Source organism: Burkholderia arboris, from assembly GCF_902499125.1.
GTDB classification, from domain to species: domain Bacteria; phylum Pseudomonadota; class Gammaproteobacteria; order Burkholderiales; family Burkholderiaceae; genus Burkholderia; species Burkholderia arboris.
Genome location: NZ_CABVPX010000001.1, coordinates 452,827 through 475,551, shown reverse-complemented (window position 1 = coordinate 475,551; position 22,725 = coordinate 452,827). Strand labels below are relative to the sequence as shown.

Here is a 22,725-nt window from a genome sequence, read left to right as displayed (position 1 = left end):
ACATTGAGCGGTTGCACCGACCTGGCCGGCGTTCTGTATTGCGACAACTCACAGTTCAATTTTCCTGACTACCACTGTTTTCAACCCTATCGGTAGGCACAGGCGCAGCGACTGAAACCCTCCGCGCCTGCGTGCCGTGCGGTTTTTCGCTGCCCGTCACGCCACGACCGGCAACACCTCGACCGCATACCGGTGCCGCAGGCTGCGCCCGAGCACCGGATCGTGCAGTTCCATCTCGAACGCATCGCCGTCGCCCATGGCCGCGATCGCGCCGTGCACGGCGACCGTACCGCCATACATCGCGCAGCGCGCGGGCATCGTGCGGCGGTCGTCAAAACGCTGCCACAGCACGTCCGGTGCGAGCAGCCCACTCACCGCACCGTGCTGGTACGCGATCCGTTCGCCGTTGCGTGCAATCAGCCACGACCGCATCTCGATCGCGTCCCAGTGATCGGCGACGTCCGCATAACGCCATGCGTCGCGTCCGAGTGGTTTCGCACAGACCTGCTTCGATACCGCGACGCCGTACGCCTCGACTTCGCGATCCGTATGATCGGAGCCGACCGTGACCAGCGTGCCGGCCGGGCTGTCGACCAGCACGCATTCGATCTCGCCGCCCGAGCGCGCACCGAGCACGCCGATCGACGGCGCCTGCGTGAGCAGGGCGGGCGCCACGCGGTAGAAGCACGGCGTGGTCGACGGCGGCGCGACGCCGAGTGCCGCGAGTTCGTCGATATGCGCCTGGATCGCGGCCGGGTCGCGGCCGGCCCAGCCGGCAATCACGACGCGCTCGATGTCGACGTCGGCGGCGGCCGGCGCGCCTTGCAGGGGAATCACGTTGAACGACAGGGTTGGCATGCGGATATCCGTTTGAAGTGCGAAGGAATGAACCGGCTGGCGGAGACGCTCAATCCTCGAGCGGCCGGTGTGCGGTCTCGCGCGCGGCGAGCAGCGCGATCGACGTGACGACGAGCGCGGCGGTGACGTACAGCGATACCGCCGTCGTCGTGCCCGTCTGCCGGAACAGCGCGGCGATCACGAGCGGCGCGAAGCCGCCGCCGACGATCCCCGCGAGCGTGTACGCGAGCGACGAGCCGGCATAGCGCACGCGGGTCGGGAACTGTTCGGTCACGAACGCGCCCTGCGGGCCGTACATCACCGCGTGGATCACGAGGCCGATCGCCACGGCCGCGACGATCGCGGCGGGGCGCGCCGAATCGAGCATCGCGAAGAACGCGAACGCCCACACGATGCCGGCCATTGCGCCGGCGAGATACACGGGCCGGCGGCCGAAGCGGTCCGACAGCGCGCCGAAGAGCGGCACGGCGAGCGCATTGCAGGCCGTGCCGATCATCACGGCCGTCAGTGCGACGGGGCGCGACAGGTGCAGCACGGTCGTCACGTAGGTCAGCGTGAACACGACGATCAGCGCATACAGCACGTCCGAGCCGATCCGCGAGCCGCCCGCGATGAGCAGGCGCTTCCAGTGATACTTCAGTACATCGGCGACGGGTACTTCGGCGGTCGCGTGCGATTCGGCAAGCTGCTCGAACTGCGGCGTTTCGTCGACGCCGCGCCGCAGCCAGAAGCCGAACACGACGAGCAGCGCGCTGGCCGCGAACGGCACGCGCCAGCCCCACGACAGGAAGTTGTCGGACGTGGTCGACAGCGTCACGAGCGCGATGCAGCCGGTGCCGAGCAGCGTGCCGAACGACGGGCCGATCTGCGTCCACGACGCGGACAGCCCGCGTCGCTTCTGGTCGCCGTGTTCGACCGACAGCAGCACCGCGCCGGCCCATTCTCCGCCGAGCGCGACGCCTTGCACGAAACGCAGCGCGACGAGCAGGATCGGGCTCAGGATGCCGGCCTGCGCATAGGTCGGCAGCGCACCCATCAGCGCGGTCGTCACGCCCATCAGCACGAGCGTGAGCATCAGCACCGCGCGGCGGCCGATGCGGTCGCCGAGGTTGCCGAACACGAAACCGCCGAGCGGGCGCGACACGTAGCCGACTGCATAGGTCGAGAACGCGAGGATCGTGCCGGCCAGCGGATCGACCGACGGGAAGAACAGGTGGTTGAAAACGAGCGCGGCGAGTGTGTTGTAGATCGTGAAGTCGTACCACTCGAGCGACGTGCCGATCATGCTCGCGGTCGCGAGTCGGCTAGTGCGGACGCGGCGTGGCGCGTGGGCGGCGGGCTGGGCGAGAGTGCTCATGGTATCGGGCAGGTCGTGACGGATGACGGGGGGAAATCGCGGGGCCGGCGTGTCGGCCGCGTGTGAATGCGGCACGGCGGGCGCCGGCGTTCGGCGCTCGACGTTCAAGCAGGCAATGCGGCAGCGGTAGCCGGGTCGGCCTGGGGCGCGCGGTGCGCAACCTGCAGCGGCGCGGCGGCGCGCCACAGCAGGTCGAACGTGCGGACGTCGTCATGCCCGGCGAGCGCGATGGCCACGCGGCGCGTGGCCGCTGCGTCGCTGCCTTCGATCAGCACGAGCGCATCGGCGGCGGGGCGGGCGGCCGCATCGGCGCCGATCGGCGCGGACAGGTCAGGCGCGGTGCGGAACAGCCGCGCGGCGTGGATGCCCGGTTCGCGCAGGGCGTCGTCGAGGTGCCGGCGCAGGTGCGGCACGTCGATGCGGTCCGGCGGCAGCACGAACAGCGCGAGATGCGCGCCTTCGCCGTCGCCGGCCTCGATCGTCAGTTCGCCGACGCGCCGCTGCGTGCCCGTCATGCGTTCGAAGTTCGCGAGCGACCATGCGGTCTGCTGCGTGAACGCGCGCCGGTACGCATCGCCGTGGAACACGTCGAGCGCATCCGTCACGTACAGCGCGAGGTACTTGCGCGGGCCGCCGTCGGTCGCGCGAAAGCGCCGCGCATGCGTGAAGCCGGGAATCGCGACACGTTCCTGCATGTGTTCGCGGTCGTACCACGCGTTGAAATCGGCTTCGTGCGCGGGGTCGATATCCGTCCAGACGCAAAGCTGGCCGTGCGGAAGGGAAAGGCGGGTCATCGCGGGGTCCTCGTGACGGGGTGTGTCAGGAACCGCAGTGTCCCGAAGACGGGCCGCACCCGTCCAACAAGAAAACAAATTCGCGGTGAACAGGTTTTCTTATGAGCGGCGCGGGCGGCGTTTCGCGGCGGGAGGGGCGGGCGGCGCGGCTTGCTTCGTGCGTGTCGTTTTCGCCGGCGCATTCGTCTTCGTTCTGGTCGCCTTGCGTGTGGGCGTTGTGTCGATGCGTTCGGGCGCAGCCGGCTTCGCATGGCTGGCCGCGGCGGCCATTGCGCGCGCGACTTCGCTCGCGAGTTCGGCGATGCGCGCCGCTACGGGCAGCCCCTGGCTGCGGTACGTTGCGACGAGCGGCAGTGCGGGGAATTCGGGCTCGACGTCGAGCAGTTCGAGCGCGCCTTCGTGCAGCTCGCGCCCGATGATCGCGGGCGGCAGCGCGGCCACGCCGAAGCCGTCGGCGACGAGGCGGATCATCGCGGCGACCGACGTGATGCAGTTGATGCTGGCCGGCCGCTCGACGGCCGCGAACAGGCGTTCGATCGTCGCGTGCGGACCCGAGTGGCGCGAGAAGCTGATGATCGGAAACTCGGCCAGGCGCGCGACGTCGAGCGGCTGGCCGCCGAGCCCGAGGCGCGGGCTCGCGGCCCAGCGCACCGGGAATTCGCACAGCGGCAGGTTCGTGAAGTCGGGGCCCGGCACCGGGTCGGTCTGCATGATCAGGTCGACGCCGTCGGTGCTGAGCAGGCGGATCAGATGCAGCGTCGTGTCGCTCGTGATCTCGACGTCGAGGCGCGGATAGCGCTCGCGCAGTTGCGCCATCAACGCCGGAAACCAGCTGTGCACGATCGATTCGATCACGCCGATCCGGATCAGGCCCGCGTCGCTCGCCGCGTCGATGTCGCGGCGCATTTCGCCGTCGAGCCGCACGATCCGCTCTGCATACGCGAGCATGCGCCGGCCCGCGGGCGTCAGGGTGGCCGAGCGCGTGTTGCGGTCGAACAGGCGTACGTCGAACGCCTCCTCGAGCGACGCGATGCGGCTCGACACGGCGGCCTGTGTCGTGTGCAGCTTTTCGGCCGTGAGCCGGAAGTTTTCCAGCTTCGCGAGCCAGACGAAGGTTTCAAGAAACCGGATGTTCATCGAAGTCCGAACTGTGAGGCGGCGCCGGGAGGGCGGCGGGATCGGTCGATGGTAGCGGATTTCCGGGGCGGCAAACGAGCGGGCGGCGCGGCGCGTGTGTCGTGGCGGGTACGGGTATCTGTACTGGTACCGGCGGCCCGGTGCCGGCACGCTGCCCGCCACGATGTGCCACGCGGGCGGCGTGCCCGCTTGCGTCAAAGCGGGTCGAACGCGAGCGTCGGCACGTCGACGACCATTGCGCCACCGTCGGCGACGAGCGTTGCTCCCGTGACGAACGACGCGTCCGGCGACGCAAGGAACGCGCAGACGGCCGCGATTTCGTCCGGTTCGGCCGCGCGCCGCAGCGGCACGTCGGCGCTGACGCGTGCGTACGCGCCGTCGAGCGAGTCGCCGTGCGCGGCCATCAGCGGTTCCATTTCCGCGTCGGCCATCGGTGTGCGGACCCAGCCCGGGCACACGGCGTTCGCGCGCACGCCGTGCGGGCCGTAGTCGCGTGCCAGCGACCGCGCGAGCCCGAGCAGCGCGTGCTTGCCGACCGTGTAGCCGCACACGCCGGGCCCGGCCGCGAGCGCCGCGATCGACGCGACCAGCACGATGTTGCCGCGCTGCGCGATCAGGTCGGGCAGGCACGCACGCGCGCTGACGAACGCCGTGTCGAGGTTCGCGTGCATCGCGTTTCGCCACTGCGTGTCGTCGGTTTCGTCCGCGCGGCCGATGCCGTGGCCGCCCGCACACGCGACGAGCGCGTCGACGCGGCCGAAGCGTTCGGCGATGCGCGGCAGGAAGCCGGCCCAGTCGGCCGTGCTCGCGGCGTCGCCTGCGAGCGCGAGGCCGCCCGTCTCGGCGGCCAGTGCGTCGAGCGGCGCCTGACGGCGCCCGATCAGCACGACGCGGTCGCCGCGGCGGGCGAAGCGGCGCGCGCATGCGGCGCCGATGCCGGTGCCCGCGCCGGTGATCGCGATCGTGCGGGGTTGCGGGTGCGTCATGTCGTTCTCCGGTAAGGGGTGGGTTCCGGTCACTTTAGGCGGCGCCGGCGTACGCCGGTATCCGCCGAAAGGATGAACGAGGGTCGTCCGGACGGCCGTGGCCCATTTTGCAAAGGCTGACGATGTGCGGCGCCGAATCGCTCTATCCTCCACATTTTTGCGATAAGTCGCGAAAGCCCGGCAAAATAGCGCGGGCGTGCGCACGCATCGACGCACGGCGCGTCGGCCGGCCGATTCCGTCGTGCGAGCGGAGCGGCAGGCCGGCAGGATCGGCGCGAGCATGCGCCCGAGGCACAGGTATCGGGTCCGCCGATGGAGCGCGCCGCCGCGGCGTATCGCCCGGTTGTGCGCTGGCGCGACCGGACCATCGACAAGAACAGGGAGGGCCCGGCAATGAGGCTGGACGACGAAAGAGAAAGCATGAACGTCGAGGATCGCCGCGGCGCCGGCGGCTTCGGCGGCGGGCGCGGCGCGACGATCGGCATCGGCACGATCGTGGTCGCGCTGGCCGCGTCGTATTTCTTCGGGATCGACCCGCGCGTGGTGCTCGAAGGCGCGTCGGCGCTGCAGGGTCGCCAGCAGCAGGCGCAGCCGGCGCCGGAGCAGCGCCAGGGCGTGCCGGCGCAGCGCCAGGGCGCGCCGGCGAACGATCCGGGCGCGGTGTTCACGCGCAAGGTGCTCGGCAATATCGAGCGCACGTGGACGGGCGTGTTCAATACGCAGCTGCATGCGCAGTACGAGCCGCCGAAGCTCGTGATGTTCACGAACTCGACGCCGACCGCCTGCGGCACGGGCCAGACGGCGATGGGGCCGTTCTACTGTCCGGCCGACCGCAAGGTCTATATCGATCTCGGTTTCTACGACGAATTGCGCAAGCGTTTCGGCGCGGGCGGCGATTTCGCGCAGGCCTACGTGATCGCGCACGAAGTCGGCCATCACGTGCAGAACCTGCTCGGCATTTCCGACAAGGTCGACGCCGCGCGGCGGCGGTCGAGCCAGGCGCGCTCGAACGCGCTGTCGGTGCGGATGGAACTGCAGGCCGACTGCTTCGCCGGCGTGTGGGCAAACAACGCGCAGCACGCGAACCAGCGGCTGATGGAACCGGGCGATTTCGAGCAGGGCTTGAAGGCGGCGGCCGCGATCGGCGACGATCGCCTGCAGCAGCAGGGGCAGGGCTACGTCGTACCGGAGAGCTTCACGCACGGCACCAGCGATCAGCGCGTGTACTGGCTGCGGCGCGGGATGGAGTCGGGCGAGCTGAGCGCCTGCGACACGTTCGCCGCGAACGCACGCTGAAACAGGGCGCGCCCCGTCTCGCGCGCCCGCATCGTCCCGGCTGGACCCGTCATCCCGGCCGAACCGGGACGATTTGCCGATTTGTGCTCACCGGCGCGTTTCGGCGCCGGTAGGCTGGCCCGAACCTCGCAAATCGATCCGTTCGCCCGCCAGCCGACTCCATCATGCCGACCCCCTCCGTTCCCGCCGACCAGGACGCCGCCGACTGGCAGCGCGCGCTGCGCGCCTGCGTGGCGGCGTTCGACGCGTTCGCGAGCCCGTCCGCGATCGTGTTCTACCGGCTCGACCAGAGCGGCGAACCGGCCGATTTCGAGCTGTTCGGGATGCCGGAATCGATGCACCGCACCTATGTCGCGCGCTACCGGATGCTCGATCCGCTGCACCCGTCGCGTTGCGCGGCAGGCGAATGCGCGGTCGTCACGCTCGCGTCCCAATTGCCTGACGAAAGACGCGATGCGTCCGCGTACTGGACCCGTTTCCTGCGGCGGCACGACGTGGCCGACGTCGTCGAAATCTGGCTGCGCGACGCGGGCCGCACGATCGGCGCGTTCTCGCTGCTGCGTTTCGGGACGGGGGACGCGGACGGCAACTGCACGGCGGGCCGGTTCGCGCCCGGCGAAATCGATGCGCTCGCGCGGCTGCAGCCGGTGGCCGAAGCCGCATTGAGCCCGCTGCTGCGCGCGCGGCGCGGGATCCACCGGATCGGCTGCGAAGAGCGTTTGACCTATCGCGAGGAGCAGATCGCCCGCCTCGTGCGCGACGGCCGCTCGAACAAGGAGATCGCACGCGATCTCGCGCTCGGGCAGCCGACGATCAAGACCCACCTGATGCGCATGTATCGCAAGCTCGGCGTGTCGAACCGCACCGAACTGGTCGGGGCGTTGTTCCTTTGATCCGACGGATCGTCGAGACGGTCGGCCGGACCGCCCGATGGAATTCGACCGCGACCTCGGCGCAAGCTTCTGCCGGTTCACCTTGGGAAGCGCCAGGGAAAACGAGCGGGTCGGGAATGCGGCGCCGCATGTCCGTCAGCTGCTGGCCGCGCCGTGCCCGTCGTCGCTCTGCCAGCCGGCCTGCGAGATCGTGAAGTACCATGCGCGATCGTCGTTTCGATAACAATCAAAGGGCCGGGAACATGGACGTCGCGATCATTGCCGTTTCGCTCGTGGTCATCGCGTTGAGCATTGCGCTGCCGATTTTCATCGTCGGGACCGTGCGAAGCGGGACGTACGATTCGCTGTACTTCCTGATCCCGCTGACGCTCGGCATTTACTGGCTGGATTACCAGGCATACGACTTCCTTGCATCGATGGCGCACGGTTTCAGAAACTAGCCATTCAACGACCGGACTGACAGTCCGGTATCTGAGCAGCAGTTGTCCGTGCCGATATCGGGCCAGTTTCCGGCCGCGTCCCGCGGGGTTCGAACCCGCCACGATCCGCCACGCGCTGCCAATTTGCGCTCACCGGGCGTGATCCCTCGTCGATACAGTGGTCCGACGCCCGCGTGCCTGACCGGCACGCGGTCCAGCCACGACAATCCTCGAGACGCCCATGAGCAACACGAACTTCGTCGCCGTCAGCGACACCGTGCGCACCTTCGTTGCGCGCGATTTCGGCCTCTTCATCGACGGTGACATGCAGCCCGCGCACGCGGCTGCGCGGCTCGACGTGTACGACCCGGCCACGGGCGAGCGGCTTGCAACGGTCGCGGATGCCGACGCACACGACGTCGACCGTGCGGTCGCCAGCGCGAAGCACGCATTCGACACGCGCGTCTGGAGCGGGCTGCGCCCGGCCGACCGCGAACGCATCCTGCTGAAACTCGCCGACCTGATCGAAGGCGACGCCGAAACGCTCGCGCAGCTCGAAACGCTGAACCAGGGCAAGTCGATCCACGTGTCGCGCGCGATCGAAGTCCGCGCGAGCGTCGAATACGTGCGCTACATGGCCGGCTGGGCGACCAAGATCACCGGCCAGACGCTCGACGTGTCGATCCCGTTCCCGCCCGGCGCGCGCTATACGGCCTATACCCGCAAGGAGCCCGTCGGCGTGGTCGCGGCGATCGTGCCGTGGAATTTCCCGCTGATGATCGCGGTGTGGAAGCTGATTCCCGCGCTCGCGGCCGGCTGCACGATCGTGCTGAAGCCGTCGCCGGAAACGCCGCTCACCGCGCTGCGCCTCGCCGAGCTCGCCCGCGAAGCCGGCGTGCCGCCGGGCGTGTTCAACGTCGTCACGGGCGGCCGCGTCTGCGGCTCGGCGCTCGCGAGCCACCCGTCGATCGCGAAGATCTCATTCACGGGCTCGACCGCGACCGGCAAGCTGGTCGGCGCGGCGGCCGTGCAGAACATGACGCGCTTTTCGCTCGAGCTGGGCGGCAAGAACCCGATCGTGATGCTCGACGACGTCGACGTCGCGCAGGCGCTCGACGGCGTCGCGGCCGGCGCGTTCTTCAACCAGGGGCAGGTGTGCGCGGCCGCGTCGCGCATCTATGTGCACCGCAGCAAGTTCGCGCAGCTCGCCGACGGCCTCGCGGGCGTCGCGCAGTCGATGAAGCTCGGCGCAGGCCTCGACACGACCGCGCAGATCAACCCGCTCGTGTCCGCACACCATCGCGACAAGGTCGTCCAGCACATCGAAGGCGCGCGCCGCGCGGGCCTCACGTTCCTCGCGGGCGGCACGCCGGCCGACGATCTGCCCGGCTACTACGTGAAGCCGGCCGTGATCGCCGATCCGCATCCGGACAGCGCGATCGTGCGCGACGAGGTGTTCGGCCCGGTGATCGTCGTCGTGCCGTTCGACGACGCGGCCGACGCGGTGCGCCTCGCGAACGCGTCGCCGTATGGCCTCGCCGCGAGCATCTGGAGCAACGACCTGAAGCGCGTGATGAACCTCGTGCCGCAGATCGAGGCCGGCACCGTGTGGGTGAACTGCCATATCCCGCTCGATCCGTCGATGCCGTTCGGCGGCTACAAGCAATCGGGCATTGGCCGCGAATTCGGCCAGTACGCGATCGAAGGCTTCACCGAAACCAAATCCGTCTGCATCGCGCACTGATGCGCGGCGCGACCTCGAACCCAAACCCGAACCCGAACCACCCAGTTCAAACGATCCGACAGTGGAGACTGCAATGAGCTACAACGAAGCGAAATTCTGGCATCCGATGGTGCACCCGAACGAGATGAAGCAGCGCAAGCCGATCCGCATCGTGCGCGGCGACGGCTGCTACGTGTTCGACGAAGAGGGGCGCAAGCTCGTCGACGGCGTCGCGGGCCTGTGGAACGTGAACGTCGGGCACAACCGCCAGGAAGTGAAGGACGCGATCGTGCGCCAGCTCGACGAGCTCGAATACTTCCAGCTGTTCGACGGCATTTCGCATCCGCGCGCGGAAGAACTGTCGAAGAAGGTGATCGACATGCTCGAACCGGAAGGGATGCGCCGCGTGCTGTACAGCTCGGGCGGTTCCGACTCGATCGAGACCGCACTGAAGATCGCGCGCCAGTACTGGAAGGTGCGCGGCCAGGCCGACCGCACGAAGTTCATCTCGCTGAAGCAGGGCTACCACGGCACGCACTTCGGAGGCGCGTCGGTCAACGGCAACACGGTGTTCCGCCGCAACTACGAACCGAACCTGCCGGGCTGCTTCCACGTCGAGACGCCGTGGCTGTACCGCAACCCGTTTACGCAGGATCCCGAAGAGCTCGGCCGGATCTGCGCGGAAATGCTCGAGCGCGAGATCCAGTTCCAAAGCCCCGACACGGTCGCCGCATTCATCGCGGAACCGATCCAGGGCGCGGGCGGCGTGATCGTGCCGCCGGCCAACTACTGGCCGCTCGTGCGCGAGGTGTGCGATCGCTACGGCGTGCTGCTGATCGCCGACGAAGTCGTGACGGGTTTCGGCCGCAGCGGCAGCATGTTCGGCAGCCGCGGCTGGGGCGTGCGCCCGGACATCATGTGTCTCGCGAAGGGCATCTCGTCGGGCTACGTACCGCTCGGCGCGACGGTCGTGAACGCGCGGATCGAGGATGCGTTCGCCGCGAACGCCGATTTCGGCGGTGCGATCATGCACGGCTACACGTACGCGGGCCACCCGGTTGCATGCGCGGCCGCGATCGCGAGCCTCGACATCGTCGTGAAGGAAGACCTGCCCGCGAATGCCGCGAAGCAGGGCGCGTATCTGCTCGAAGCGCTCAAGCCGTTCGCGGAACGCTTCGCGGCGGTCGGCGAAGTGCGGGGCAAGGGGCTGATGCTCGCGCTCGACCTCGTCGCGAACAAGGATACGCGCGAGCCGATCGACCCGCTGTCCGGCTATGCGAACGCGGTGGCGGAAGTCGCGCGCGAGAACGGCGTGCTGGTGCGCCCGGTCGGCACGAAGATCATCCTGTCGCCGCCGCTCGTGATCCAGCGCGAGCAACTCGACCGGATCGTCGACGCGCTCGCGGCAGGCTTCGAGGCCGTGCCGTTCGCGTAACGGCGGCGCGGTGCAGTCGCATGACGGCAGGCCGGTGGCGGAAGGCGGGAGCGCCGCCGCGGGTTTGCCGATTTGCGCTATGACCGGATTATTTTGCCTGCGTATTTTTTCGACATCGGATCACGATGTGATCGACAGGGGTCCGGGGAACGAAGCGCTGAAGCGCCACCCCGGGCCGACCGCAAGGCAAACGTGGCCCCAGCCGCCGACGAAGCGCGGGTTCAGGCCAGTCAAGGAAGGAGACAAAGATGTCGGGATGGTCAGGAGTTACCGGCGCCGCGGGCGACACGTCCGCCGGATCGCCGGCCGAAGCGGGCGGCGGCACGGCGCTGAAGGCGGGTGCGGTCGGCTTTCCGACCGCGCTGGCGAGCGCCGTCGGCCTCATCATGGCAAGCCCGGTGATCCTCACCGCGACGTCGGGCTTCGGGATGGGCGGCTGGGCGTTCGCGGTCGCGATGATCATCGCGTTCGTGATGATGCAGGCGCAGGCCACCACGTTCTCCGAAGCCGCCGCGATGCTGCCGACGGCCGGCTCGGTCTACGATTACCTGTCGTGCGGGCTGGGCCGTTTCTGGGCGATCACCGGCACGATCTCCGCGTATTTCCTCGTGCACGTGTTCGCCGGCACGGCGGAGACGATCCTGAGCGGCATCATGGCGCTCGTCAACTTCGAATCGCTGAACGCCGCGTTCGAGAAGCACAACAGCTCGTGGCTCGTCGGCGTCGGCCTCGTGGTCACGTTCGCGATCACCAACATCATCGGCATCAAGGTGTTCAGCAAGCTGGAGATCGTGCTGACGGCCGGCATGTGGCTGTCGCTGATGATCTTCGGGATCCTCGGGCTCGCGGCCGCGCCGGCCGTGCATCTCGACGGCTGGTTCGGCGGCTCGGAAGTCGGCACGTCGGTGCCGGCCGTGCTGTCGCTCGTCGGGATGGCGATGTTCATGTTCGTCGGCTGCGAGTTCGTCACGCCGCTCGCGCCGGAGATGAAGTCGCCGGGCCGCACGATTCCGCGGGCGATGGCGCTCGGCCTCGTCGGCGTCGCGATCTGCATGTTCCTGTACGGCGCGGCGATCCGCCGCCAGGTCGCGAACGTGCCGGTGAGCCCCGACGGCCTGACGCACCTGCTCGACACACCGGGTGCGATTCCGGCGTTCGCGCTGCAGGTGCTCGGCCCGTTCGGCCGCGTGTGGTTCGGTATTGCGTTCCTGTGCGCGGGCGCCGCGACGATCAACACGCTGATGGCCGGGTTGCCGCGCATCCTGTACGGGATGGCGATCGACGGCGCGCTGCCGCGCTGCTTCGCGTACCTGCATCCGCGCTTCAAGACGCCGGTGGTCGGCATCGTGGCGGCGGCGATCGTGCCGATCTTCCACGCGTGGCTGATCAACGGCAATCTCGACAGCATCCTGCACCTCGTGCTCGCCGCGACCTGCGCATGGGGTACCGCGTACCTGCTCGTCACCGCGTCGGTCGTGATGCTGCGCATCCGCCGCCCGGACCTGCCGCGTCCGTACCGTTCGCCGCTGTTCCCGCTGCCGCAGATCGTGTCGAGCGTCGGCATCGTGCTCGCGATCTGGTACATCACGCCGCCTGGCATGAACCCGCGCGACATCTACGTGCCGTTCGGCGCGATGCTCGGGCTCACCGCGCTGTACGCGCTGTTCTGGACGCTCGTGGTGCAGCGCCGGCATCCGTTCAAGCCGGTGCCGGTCGAGGAAGTGCTGCGCAACGAGCACGTTGCGTCGTGAGGGCCGTGCTCGCCCGGTGGCGCGCGGCGCCCGACGCGCCGCCGCCCGGCCATCGGCCCGGCGCGATCGCCGCGCGCGTGCTGGCCGACCTGCAGGCCGCGCGCGATGCCGGCGGTGTCGGCGCCACCGCGCGGCTGCCGAACGGCGTGCGCGTGAGCGTCGACGAGCGCGTCGAGCGCCAGTTCCTGATGCATACGGTCAGCGTGCGGGTGGCGGCGACCGCGAACGGCCCGGCCGCGCAGGGCAGCGCCCGCGTGCGGCAGACCGGCTGGCTGCGCAGCACGGGGATCGATGCGGTACGCGCCTCGGGATGCGACCCCGTATTCAATGACACACTGGCCGCGCTGATCGCCGAACCGTCGCTGGTCGACGCGCTGCGGCCGCTGCACCTGACCGACTGCACGATCGACACGCGCGACGGCCGCTGGACGCTTGCGATCGTGCCGTTCGGTGGCAGCGAGGTCGTGAACCGGATGCCGTCGTTTCGCCGCTATGTCCGGCTGACCGGCGAGCAGGCCGCTGCGCTGTCGGCGGCCTTTCTTGCATTCGAAACCGCACTGCGCAGGATTTTGCGAGGGTAAGCTGTGGCGTTGCGTGCCGTGTGAACCCGGCGGCCGCATCCAGGAATCAGGGTTTTACCGGAGATGCCGATGCTGTTCCAGTCACGCTCACACGAAGACGTGCACGATCACGGGCTCGCGATCGCGGGCTGGCATCAGGTCTACCGCCAGATGACGCCGGGCCGCTTCAAGGGCACCGTCACGCAGGTGCTGTACGACGATTTTCACTTCTTCCGCGAAACGACCAACCGGCGCGTCGCGCAAACCGGGCTCGCGCCGGCCGGGCGCACGTCGCTCGCGGTGCCGCTGTCCGTTCCGCTCGCGGGCACGTTCCAGGGGCAGCCGATCGACGGCTATGCGCTGCTCGCGCTGCGCGCCGGCGAGGATTTCGAATTCCACACGCCGGAAGGGATGGGGCTCGTCGGGATCAGCGCGGCGTCCGACATGGTCGACGAGCTGTGCGAGGCCGAATTCGGCGCGTCCGGCGCGCGCAAGCTGCGGCACGTGACGCGGCTGTCCGACGAACAGGGCGTCGCGCTCGGCGTGCGGCTGTCGGCGCTGATCGACGACGCGCAGCGCAACCCGGGCCACCTCGAATACGCGGCGACCCGCAAGATGTTCCGCGACGCAATGCTCGGCATGTTCCTCGACGCGCTCGAACAGGGCATCGGCGTCGAGCGCCGCGACATCACGCACGCTACCTACAGCGATATCGTGAGCCGTTGCGAGAAGCATCTGCGCGACCGGCCCGAGGAGCCCGTCACCGTGCTCGAACTGTGCCGCGCGCTGCGTTGCAGCCGCCGCACGCTGCAAACGAGTTTTCAACGCGTGGCCGACGTCACCCCCGTGGGCTACCTGCGCACGATCCGGCTGAACGCGGTGCGCCGGATGCTGCGCACGACGTCGGTGCAGCAGCTCGGCGTCGGCGAGGCCGCCGCGAGCTGGGGGTTCACGCATCTCGGCTATTTCGCACGCGAGTATCGCGACCTGTTCGGCGAACTGCCTTCCCAGACGACACGTCCCGAATGACGCGCGCCACCCGCGACGGCGCCGTCGGGCATCGTCGCGGGCAGCTCAACCCACTGTTTGCCGATTTGCGATAGAGGTCCTGAATTTTCGCTGGATAGAGTCCCGTCACCCATATCGACAACACCATCGGTTTGCACTGCGAATCGATGACAACAGAGGGCGGGACATGAAGATCGGACGACGACTGGCCGCAGCCGCGGCGACGCTGGGTTGCATGCACGCACACGCGCAGGCCTCGGGGAGCGTGACGCTGTACGGCACCGTGGACACCGGCATCATCTACTCGACGAACCAGCAGTTCACACGCGCCGACGGCAGCACGGGCGGCGGCCATGCGTGGCAGATGGGCGGCGGCAACCTCGTGCCGTCGCGCTTCGGCTTCCAGGGTGCGGAGCCGCTCGGCGGCGGGCTCGATGCGGTGTTCACGCTCGAGCAGCAGTTCCTGTCTGCGAGCGGGCAGGCGCTGCAGGGCGGCACCGCATTCAGCCGGCAGGCGTGGGTCGGGCTGCGTCGGGACGGGATCGGCACGCTCGGCCTCGGCCGCCAATACGACTCGTACACCGACATGCTCGGCGCATACGTATCGAGCAACAACTGGGCGACGCCGTACGGCTCGCATCTCGGCGACGTCGACAACCTGAACGCCGCATTCAACTTCAACAACGCGGTGAAGTTCACCAGCGCCGATTTCAACGGCCTCACGTTCGGCGGCACCTTCAGCTTCGGCGGGCAGGCCGGCGACTTTTCCGCGAAGCGCGGCTATGCGGTGGCCGCGACGTACACGCGCGCGCCGGTGGCGTTCTCGGTCGGCTACCTCGACCTGCACCAGCCGCTCGACGCGGCGCTCGGCGGCGCGAGCGGCTATATCGGCGACTTCGCGTGCAGCAATCTGGGTGCGATGTACTGCCTGCTGCAGGACGCCGGCTCGATGCGCGCGTTCGGCGCGGGCGGTTCGGTCACGCTCGGCGCGGCGACGGTCGCGCTGACCTACACGCATACGCGCCTCGGCGACAGCCGCTATTTCTCGACCACCGCGCAACCGCGCACGCAGGCGTTCACGTTCGACATCGGCGAGCTGAACGTCACGTACATGTTCACGCCCGCGCTGCAGGGCGGCGTCGCGTACATCTTCAACGCCGCGCATACCGACGGACGCGGCACGACGCGGTTCCACCAGGTCAACGTCGGCACGAACTACAGCCTGTCGAAGCGCACGGCGCTGTATGCGGTCGCGATCGGCCAGATCGCGAGCGGCACGGGGCTCGGCACCGGCGCGGACGGCAACGCGGTGAACTACGCGCAAATTCCGGTGCTCGCGAACAGCAACTCGAGCCGTCAGCTGGCGGTGATGGCCGGGATCCGCGTGAACTTCTGACCGGGCCGGGGGCAGCCGTGGCCAGGCGGGGCGGGGCAGTCGGGCAGTTTGGCTGTCTCTCCCGCCGCGTGCCATAAATTCTTAACGATCGGCGTGAACAATGGCGTACGCTTCAGGCAGCCAGCCGCATCACCTGCGTTGCACACGTGTGCAACGCCTGGCCGTCCCGCCACCACGTCGAACGAGAGAGACCTCATGACCCTGCTGACCCGCCTGCGCGCGCTGTCCGCCGCCTTTGCGCTGTCCTTCGCCGCCATGCACGCCGTTGCCGCGGATCTCGTCATCGCAGGCCGCGACGACATCTACGGCAAGGGGCTGGCCGACGCCGTCGCCGGCTTCAACAAACTGCACCCGGGCACCGAGATCGAGCTGCTCAAGCTACCGAACGCGAACCTGTACCAGAAGCTCAAGCTGTCGATGCGCGAAGGCACCGGGGCATACGACCTCGTGATGATGGACGACACGTGGGCGCCCGAATTCATCGGCAACGGCTGGCTGAAGCCGCTGCCGGCGTCGCTCGCGGACGCCGACCTCGTGCCGTCCGCCGTCGCGCTCGGCCGCAACGCCACCGGTGCGCTGTACGCGCTGCCGATCGTCGGCAACGTCGAGATGTTCGCGTACCGCAAGGACCTGCTTGCGAAGTACAAGCTGCAGCCGCCGCGCAACTGGGACGACGTGCTGAAGATCGCGCAGACCGTCGGCGGCGCGGACAAGAGCGTGTCGGGCGTCGTGTTTCGCGGCACGAAGGGCAACCCGGTCGTGACGGGCTTCCTGCCGATCCTGTGGGCGTATGGCGGCGACGTGTTCGACCATGCCGGCAACGTGACGATCGATTCGCGCGAAGCGCAGGCCGCGCTGAAGACGTTCCTTGCGCTGAAGGCGTTCGCGCCGAAGGACGTCGACGTGTACGGCGCGGCGGAAGTGCGCGATGCGCTGCAGCGCGGCACGGCCGCGCAGTCGATCGAGGTGTGGCCGGCATGGGTGCCGGCGCTCGACGATCCGAAGCAGTCGCGCGTGGTCGGGCAGATTGCGCTGCAGCCGCCGCCCGGGCAGACCGCCGGCCCGGCGCCGATGCTCGGCATCTGGCAGATGGGCATTCCGAAGGATGCGCCGCACGCGAAGCTCGCGCAGGACTTCCTCGCTTACCTGACCGCACGCGATACGCAGACGCGCCTCGCCGGCATCGGCATTCCGCCGACCCGCCGCAGCGTGTTCAACGATCCGGCGCTGGTGCACCAGTACCGCTGGTATCCCGATCAGCTGAAGGCGCTCGAAGCCGGCCGGGCGCGCCCGCGTGTAAAGGATTGGCAGCAGGTCGAGAGCATTCTCGGCGACCAGCTGCAGCTTGCGCTGACCGGGCAGGCCGCCCCCGACGCCGCGCTGCGCCAGGCGCAGCAGAAGATCGCACAGGCGATGGCCGCGGCCGGCAAGTGACCGCGCGCGTCAACCCGTCGATCGGAGATCGCGCATGAAAGCCTTCGGCCGCAGCCTGCCGTTCGTCGCGCTGCTCGGGCCCGCGCTGCTGGTGCTCGTCGCGCTCGCGCTGTATCCGGTCGCGCAGGTGCTGATCGATTCGTTCTGCCAGGTCGACTACTCGGCCGGCCGCCGCGCGTTCACGGGGCTCGCGAACTATCGCGCGGTACTCGGCGACGACGCGTTCACGGCCGGCTTCGGCAATACGCTGCGGTTCACGATCGTCGCGTCGCTCGCCGAAGTCGCGCTGGGCTTCGGCCTCGCGCTGCTGTTCGTGCGCGCGTTTCCGGGGCGGCGCATCGCGCTGCCGCTCGCGATCCTGCCGATGATGCTGTCGACACTCGTGTGCTCGGCCATCTGGCGCAACTGGCTGAACTTCGACGGTTTCCTGAACACGCTGCTCGCCGTGTTCGGCATCGAAGGCGTGCGCTGGCTGTCCGATCCGCATCTCGCGCTGTGGTCGCTCGCGCTCGTCGACATCTGGCAGTGGACGCCGATGGCGTTCCTGATCGTGCTGGCCGGGCTGCAGTCGATTCCGCAGGAGCTGTACGAAGCCGCGCGCACCGACGGCGCGAGCGAGTGGCAGTGCCTGCGCGACATCACGCTGCCGCTCGCGGCGCCGCAGATCGGCCTCGCGCTGCTGCTGCGTTCGATCGATACGTTCAAGCTGTTCGACAAGGTCTATGCGCTGACGGGCGGTGGCCCCGGCAACGCGACGCAGACGCTGTCGACCTATATCTACGACACGGGCTTCCGCTTCTTCAACGTCGGGCCGGCGAGCGCCGCGTCGGTGCTGATGCTCGCGGCGTCCGCGGTGCTGGTCTCGGGGTACGTATGGCAGACGGTTCGCAAGCGGCGCGCGTGACGGCGCATCCCGCAGGCATCACGGGCGCGCGAATGGGCGCCGCATTCGGTCGCGCGATGCCGTGGGCATTGCGCATCGCCGCGCTCGCGCTGTTGTTGCTGCCATGCCTGTGGATGGCCGGCGCGGCCTTCATGCCGACGCTCGAACGCCTCGATCATCCGTTGCGGATCTGGCCGGCCGCGCCGACGCTCGAGCATTTCGCGTCGGTGTGGTCCAACGGCATCGGCGCGCCGCTGTTCAATTCGCTGCTGGTTGGTTTCGGCACGACGTTGCTCGCGCTGGCGCTCGCGTTTCCGGCCGCGTACGCGCTCGTGCGGCTGCGGTTTCCGGCGCGGCTCGACTTGCTGTTCCTCGTGCTCGTGCTGGCGTTGAAGCTGATGCCGCCGATCACGATCGCGGTGCCGCTGTTCGCGCTCGCGAAGCGGCTGCATCTGCTCGATTCGACGCTTGGCCTGATGCTCGCTTATCAGATCTATGCGCTCCCGATGGCGATCTGGATGCTGCTCGCGTTCGTACGCGACGTGCCGATCGAGTATGAGGAGGCGGCTTGCATCGACGGTGCGGGGCTCGCGCGACGGCTCGTGCAGATCGTGCTGCCGCTGTGCGCGCCGGGGCTGATCGCGACGGCGATCTTCGTGTTCATCGCCGCGTGGAACGAGTTCCTGATCGCGCTGCTGTTCGTGTCGACGCCGAGCCGTTTCACGTTGCCGCTCGCGATTGCCGGCTACGTGACGGAGAACGGCATCGACTGGGGCGACCTGATGAGCGCGGGGCTGATGGCGTCGCTGCCCACGCTGGCCGTGGCCGGCTATGTGCAGCGCTATCTGTTGCGCGGGTTCGCGGGCGGGCTGAAGTGACGCGCGGCCGTGCCGCGCCCGATTTCACGCCGTCACGCGCAGCTGTCCCGCACCACCTGCGTGACCGGCACGACGCGCGTGCGCGACGGGCCGTCGAACGTCCGAATGCGATCGGCGAGCAGGTCGATCGCCGCGTGCGCGAGGCCGCGCGTGTCCTGCCGCAGCGTCGTCAGCCGGTAGGCGTCGTATTCGGCGGCGGGAATGTCGTCGAAGCCGATCACGCGCAGGTCGTCCGGTACGCGCAACCCGAATTCGCGGCGTGCGACGTCGATCACGCCGAGCGCGAGCAGGTCGGACGAGCAGAACACGCCGTCGGGCCGTTCGCCGCCTGCGAACAGTTGCCGCGCCGCGTCGATCCCGCTGGCATGGGTATCGGACGGCGTGTCGAGCACGTGCGCGAGCGTCGCGTCGAACGCATCGCCTTGCCCGATCGCGTGCTCGAACGCCGCGGCGCGCGACTGCGCGCTGTAGCTGGCGCCGCGCGGCCCGACGAACGCGAGCCGGCGCGCGCCGGCTCGCACGAGCCGCTGCGCCGCATGGGCAGCGCCCGCCGCGTTGTCGCTGACGACGACATCCGCGCCCGGCAGGTTCGCCTCGCGGTTGATCATCACGACCGGAATCCGGTGTTCGAGATACTGCTGCGCGACCGACAGCGGCGGCGACGCGGACGTCATCACGAGGCCCGCGATCCGGTAGCTGAGCAGTTGTTCGAGCGATTGCCGGACCTGGCGCGGATCTTCCGCATTGGTCACGAGCGGCGTGAGCGCGCGTTGCCCGAGCGCGGCCATCAGGTCCGACAGCAACCGCGCGCGGAACGGATTCTCGAACCCGGCCGTGACGACGCCGATCATGCTGCTGCGTTGCGTGATCATGTCGCGCGCGATCAGGTTGACCTGGTAGCCGAGCGCACGCGCGGCGACCATCACGCGTTCACGCGTCTGCGGTGCGATGCTCGCCGTCGGAGAAAAGGCGCGCGATACCGCGGAGCGCGAGACACCCGCGCGCGCCGCGACATCCGATGCCGTCACCCACGGTTTTCTTTCCTTGTCATTCATCGATTCATGATCCCTTCGAGCCACGAAACGTGCATGCCGCTCGCCGACTGGATGTCGGCGCTCGACGATGCACGGCTGCTGCATACGCTGACCCTACCGGGCAGCCATGACACTTGTGCGTATACGGTCGACGACGGGCTCGTGCGTACGCAGCGCGCGCCGCTCGACGCGCAGCTCGCGCACGGCGTGCGGCTGCTCGACATCCGCTGCCGGCACGTGCGCGATGCATTCGACATCCATCACGGCGGCATCGCGCTCGGCATGACGTTCGACGACGTGCTGGCAACCTGTACGCGCTTTCTCGATGCGCATCCGCGCGAATGCATCGTGATGTCGGTGAAGGACGAGTGGCCGGCGCAGGCGTGTACGCGCAGTTTCGATGCGACGTTCGACGCGCATCGTGCGCGGCATCCGCGGTTGCGCTGGCATGCGGGCGGCACGCTGCCCGCGCTCGGCGACGTGCGCGGCGCGATCGTGCTGCTGCGGCGCTTTCGCAGCGGCCGGCCGCTCGGCATCGACCTGACCGCGTGGCCCGACAACGCGACGTTTTCGATCGACCACCCCGACGGCGCGTTCGTGATCCAGGACGAATATCGTGTGCCGGTGGCTGCGTCGATCGCGTGGAAGTGGCGCGCGATCGATACGCTGCTGACGCACCTGCCGTTGCCGGACAGCGGCAGGTGGGCGATCAGTTTTTGCAGCGGGACGGGGATGGGCGCGAATCCGTCGGTGGTTGCGCATGGCGACGGCAAGGTGCAGGGCATTCACGCGCGGCTGACTGAACGACTGCGCGAGCAGCGCGGCCCGCATGGCGCGATGCTGCTCGATTTCTGCGACGACGACGACTGGGCACTGGTGCGTGCGCTGATCGCGTGCAACGACCCGGTGCCGGAACCGGGCGTCTGGCGCAAGGCGTTTCGCTGTTAGTCAGCGCAGGTTCGCGTTGAAGAATGCGAGTGCTTTTGCGTCGAGCGTCCTGTGGAAGGCGACGCGATCGAACGGCTTCGCATCGACGCAGACCCGCGACGCAATGCGTGTCAATGCGTCGGAACACGGCGCGATGAACGCGAAATGCGCGCTGTTCGGGACGGTGTGGAATTCAGGCCGCTGCGGCAACAGGCCGGCCAGCGCGGGGACGGATGCCGGCTCGACGCCGTCGCCGCCGAACTCGGATGCCCAGAGCTGGATCGGCGCATGGACGTCTTTCAGCGTGGCGGCGGTCGGGAATTCATCGAACGGATCGGCGAGCACGTAGGCCTTGATGCGCGGATCGTGCGTCAGCGGCGCCTTCGGCACATCGCCGTCGCGGATCTGCTTGCAGATTGGCCAGGTCGGGTCCGGGCAGGCCACCGACGCGTGCACGAAATCCGGATTGGCGCCGGCCAGCACGAGGCCGGTAAAGCCGCCGCGCGAAAAACCGAAGAAACCGATGCGTGCCGGATCGATTCGGGCGGCATCCGGCGCGTTGCCGAGCATGTAGTCGACCAGGCGCTTGATGTCGGCCGGGCGTTCGACGAATTCCTGCAGGTCGGCGGCGCGGCTCATGTCGGAGAACGTGTCGCCGGGATGGTTGATCGCCGCGACGACATAGCCTGCGTCGGCGAGCGCTTCGGCGAGGTCGTGATGGCCGAGGAGCGAGCCGCCGTGGCCGTGGGAGATCACGACGAGCGGCAGCTTGTCGCCGACGGTCGGGCAGTCGCGTGACCCGTTCAGCACGAACGGGCCGATCGAGAGGGGTTGTGGCGTTGCAGCACAGGGCGTCCACACGCCCGCGCGCATCTCCGGGCCGGCCGCGTCGGCCGGGATGGTGACGAACTTGACGCCGGCCGCATGCGCGATCGTTGCGGACAGGCAGAGCAGGACAGCCGACAGCCAGGTTTTCATGTCGATCCCCGGGGCAAGGGCACGGCGGACTGCCGTCGCAATTCGCCGTATCGTGACGAAAATCGGTGGCTGTGTACAGTGTTGCTGAGCGACTAGCAGATCCGTTCGCAACGCTTCGAAACGAATCGCCACGCATGCTGGCGTGCTTGCGTCGGGGCGGCGAACGGTTGTGGTGGCAGGGGGGCGAAGCTCTGAAGGGAGGTCTTGCCCCGGCTGGATGAATCCGCCGGGATCGTCCGCGTGTCGCGTCATGACTAGAATCACCACGCTTTCGGGGGGATTTTGAATGACGCAATGCAAGAATTTCTATCGGGCATTCCGTGACAACATGGATGCACTCGGTTTGCCTGCGCCGGCAAGCCTGTTCGCTGTGCAGCAAACGGCAGTTGGCACTGCTCGCGACCATTCTTGGCGCACTCAAGACGCTGGGTCCGACTGCCACGGTCGGCGAGCTGATCGGCGCAACCACCGGGCTGGAACTGCTGGCAGCCGTGTCCGCGCTCGGGGCGAGTTTTTACGTCGGAGCGGTCATCGGTAGTCTGATCGTTGCGGCAGATGCATCGCTGGTGTGTGATAAGCACGGCATGGCTGCTGTCGATGGCATTCGCATCTGGGCGGGCCGTCGCGGCCTTGCGGTTCCGCAAGATGTCTATCGCATGATCGAACGGTATCCGGAGGTGCTTCGACCCATGCCAAACAGTGTGACGTACGTGATCCGCGCACGTGCGATCGGGAGGGGGGCAGCGTGAGCAGATTGCGAGACAGAACCGGTCTGATCGCCGCGGCTGTTGTCGTTGCGGCTATGGCGTGGGCATTGCTGCACTACTCAGGAGACTGGTTTTTCCCCGTTGCGACGCTTGTCGCACTGGTCGCATTGCTCGCAGACAATCAACGGTTGAAGAAGCGCCTGCGTGACTTGGGGGAAGACCCACGCTCGCGAGAGTGACGTTTCTCTCACGCCAGCCATTGCCGGATTCC

The 22,725-nt window shown here is 68.4% G+C and carries 22 protein-coding genes; 15 read left to right on the top strand and 7 right to left on the bottom strand.

All coding sequences use genetic code 11. From position 1 onward, the window contains the following. Window positions 1-156 precede the first annotated feature (156 nt). From BLA15945_RS02080 to BLA15945_RS02060, 5 genes are all read right to left on the bottom strand, one after another. On the bottom strand, window positions 157-858 hold the full coding sequence (locus BLA15945_RS02080) for a DUF2848 domain-containing protein (protein WP_174991348.1): 702 nt from the start codon (window positions 856-858) through the stop codon (window positions 157-159). A gap of 49 nt (window positions 859-907) precedes the next feature. Beyond that, on the bottom strand, window positions 908-2,227 hold the full coding sequence (locus BLA15945_RS02075) for an MFS transporter (RefSeq protein ID WP_174991397.1): 1,320 nt from the start codon (window positions 2,225-2,227) through the stop codon (window positions 908-910). A gap of 92 nt (window positions 2,228-2,319) precedes the next feature. Then, window positions 2,320-3,009: a DUF4286 family protein gene (locus tag BLA15945_RS02070; RefSeq protein ID WP_059239860.1), complete on the bottom strand. Its 690-nt coding sequence runs from the start codon at window positions 3,007-3,009 to the stop codon at window positions 2,320-2,322. Window positions 3,010-3,108: 99 nt separating this feature from the next. Then, window positions 3,109-4,146, bottom strand: a complete 1,038-nt coding sequence (locus BLA15945_RS02065; protein WP_174991347.1) for a LysR family transcriptional regulator — start codon at window positions 4,144-4,146, stop codon at window positions 3,109-3,111. A gap of 194 nt (window positions 4,147-4,340) precedes the next feature. Next, the gene (locus BLA15945_RS02060; RefSeq protein WP_059239864.1) at window positions 4,341-5,132 is read right to left on the bottom strand and encodes an SDR family NAD(P)-dependent oxidoreductase; all 792 of its coding nucleotides are present in this window, start codon (window positions 5,130-5,132) and stop codon (window positions 4,341-4,343) included. Window positions 5,133-5,525: 393 nt separating this feature from the next. On the opposite strand from BLA15945_RS02060, the gene ypfJ reads away from it, so the two are divergent. The 13 genes from ypfJ to BLA15945_RS01995 all read left to right on the top strand — a co-directional run bounded on the left by ypfJ (window position 5,526) and on the right by BLA15945_RS01995 (window position 18,808). Next, window positions 5,526-6,428 (top strand): KPN_02809 family neutral zinc metallopeptidase, encoded by a 903-nt coding sequence (gene ypfJ, locus BLA15945_RS02055; protein WP_059240954.1) that lies wholly within the window; start codon window positions 5,526-5,528, stop codon window positions 6,426-6,428. A 164-nt stretch (window positions 6,429-6,592) separates the two neighbouring features. Then, the gene (locus BLA15945_RS02050) at window positions 6,593-7,321 is read left to right on the top strand and encodes a helix-turn-helix transcriptional regulator (protein ID WP_174991346.1); all 729 of its coding nucleotides are present in this window, start codon (window positions 6,593-6,595) and stop codon (window positions 7,319-7,321) included. 37 nt (window positions 7,322-7,358) lie between these two features. Continuing rightward, window positions 7,359-7,544, top strand: a complete 186-nt coding sequence (locus BLA15945_RS02045; RefSeq protein ID WP_174991345.1) for a hypothetical protein — start codon at window positions 7,359-7,361, stop codon at window positions 7,542-7,544. Further along, window positions 7,522-7,761 carry a hypothetical protein gene (locus BLA15945_RS02040; RefSeq protein ID WP_226196261.1) on the top strand — a complete coding sequence of 80 codons (240 nt, stop codon included), beginning with the start codon at window positions 7,522-7,524 and terminating at the stop codon, window positions 7,759-7,761. The genes BLA15945_RS02045 and BLA15945_RS02040 overlap by 23 nt, the downstream gene beginning before the upstream one ends. A 220-nt stretch (window positions 7,762-7,981) precedes the next feature. Further along, on the top strand, window positions 7,982-9,484 hold the full coding sequence (locus tag BLA15945_RS02035) for an aldehyde dehydrogenase family protein (protein WP_174991344.1): 1,503 nt from the start codon (window positions 7,982-7,984) through the stop codon (window positions 9,482-9,484). Between the two features lie 73 nt (window positions 9,485-9,557). Continuing rightward, window positions 9,558-10,898 carry an aspartate aminotransferase family protein gene (locus BLA15945_RS02030; protein ID WP_011354541.1) on the top strand — a complete coding sequence of 447 codons (1,341 nt, stop codon included), beginning with the start codon at window positions 9,558-9,560 and terminating at the stop codon, window positions 10,896-10,898. Window positions 10,899-11,146: 248 nt separating this feature from the next. Further along, complete coding sequence (locus BLA15945_RS02025) at window positions 11,147-12,649, top strand: APC family permease (RefSeq protein ID WP_174991343.1); 1,503 nt, start codon at window positions 11,147-11,149, stop codon at window positions 12,647-12,649. Beyond that, window positions 12,646-13,230 (top strand): DUF3156 family protein, encoded by a 585-nt coding sequence (locus tag BLA15945_RS02020; protein ID WP_174991342.1) that lies wholly within the window; start codon window positions 12,646-12,648, stop codon window positions 13,228-13,230. The genes BLA15945_RS02025 and BLA15945_RS02020 overlap by 4 nt, the downstream gene beginning before the upstream one ends. A gap of 69 nt (window positions 13,231-13,299) precedes the next feature. Next, on the top strand, window positions 13,300-14,238 hold the full coding sequence (locus BLA15945_RS02015) for a helix-turn-helix domain-containing protein (RefSeq protein ID WP_043181328.1): 939 nt from the start codon (window positions 13,300-13,302) through the stop codon (window positions 14,236-14,238). A 166-nt stretch (window positions 14,239-14,404) separates the two neighbouring features. Further along, on the top strand, window positions 14,405-15,613 hold the full coding sequence (locus BLA15945_RS02010) for a porin (protein WP_174991341.1): 1,209 nt from the start codon (window positions 14,405-14,407) through the stop codon (window positions 15,611-15,613). A gap of 195 nt (window positions 15,614-15,808) precedes the next feature. Beyond that, on the top strand, window positions 15,809-17,047 hold the full coding sequence (locus BLA15945_RS02005; RefSeq protein ID WP_174991340.1) for an ABC transporter substrate-binding protein: 1,239 nt from the start codon (window positions 15,809-15,811) through the stop codon (window positions 17,045-17,047). Between the two features lie 34 nt (window positions 17,048-17,081). Further along, window positions 17,082-17,951: a carbohydrate ABC transporter permease gene (locus BLA15945_RS02000; protein WP_059239882.1), complete on the top strand. Its 870-nt coding sequence runs from the start codon at window positions 17,082-17,084 to the stop codon at window positions 17,949-17,951. Beyond that, window positions 17,921-18,808 (top strand): carbohydrate ABC transporter permease, encoded by an 888-nt coding sequence (locus BLA15945_RS01995; protein ID WP_174991339.1) that lies wholly within the window; start codon window positions 17,921-17,923, stop codon window positions 18,806-18,808. The genes BLA15945_RS02000 and BLA15945_RS01995 overlap by 31 nt, the downstream gene beginning before the upstream one ends. Window positions 18,809-18,840: 32 nt before the next feature. Here BLA15945_RS01995 and BLA15945_RS01990 read toward each other — a convergent pair whose 3' ends face one another. After that, window positions 18,841-19,863, bottom strand: a complete 1,023-nt coding sequence (locus tag BLA15945_RS01990) for a LacI family DNA-binding transcriptional regulator (RefSeq protein WP_059239884.1) — start codon at window positions 19,861-19,863, stop codon at window positions 18,841-18,843. Between the two features lie 6 nt (window positions 19,864-19,869). On the opposite strand from BLA15945_RS01990, the gene BLA15945_RS01985 reads away from it, so the two are divergent. Next, window positions 19,870-20,790, top strand: a complete 921-nt coding sequence (locus BLA15945_RS01985; RefSeq protein ID WP_155627272.1) for a phosphatidylinositol-specific phospholipase C — start codon at window positions 19,870-19,872, stop codon at window positions 20,788-20,790. Here BLA15945_RS01985 and BLA15945_RS01980 read toward each other — a convergent pair whose 3' ends face one another. After that, complete coding sequence (locus BLA15945_RS01980) at window positions 20,791-21,747, bottom strand: alpha/beta hydrolase family protein (protein ID WP_174991396.1); 957 nt, start codon at window positions 21,745-21,747, stop codon at window positions 20,791-20,793. A gap of 386 nt (window positions 21,748-22,133) precedes the next feature. Here BLA15945_RS01980 and BLA15945_RS01975 point away from each other — a divergent pair, with 386 nt between their 5' ends. Further along, on the top strand, window positions 22,134-22,496 hold the full coding sequence (locus tag BLA15945_RS01975) for a hypothetical protein (RefSeq protein ID WP_233464100.1): 363 nt from the start codon (window positions 22,134-22,136) through the stop codon (window positions 22,494-22,496). The last annotated feature ends 229 nt before the right edge of the window (window positions 22,497-22,725 follow it).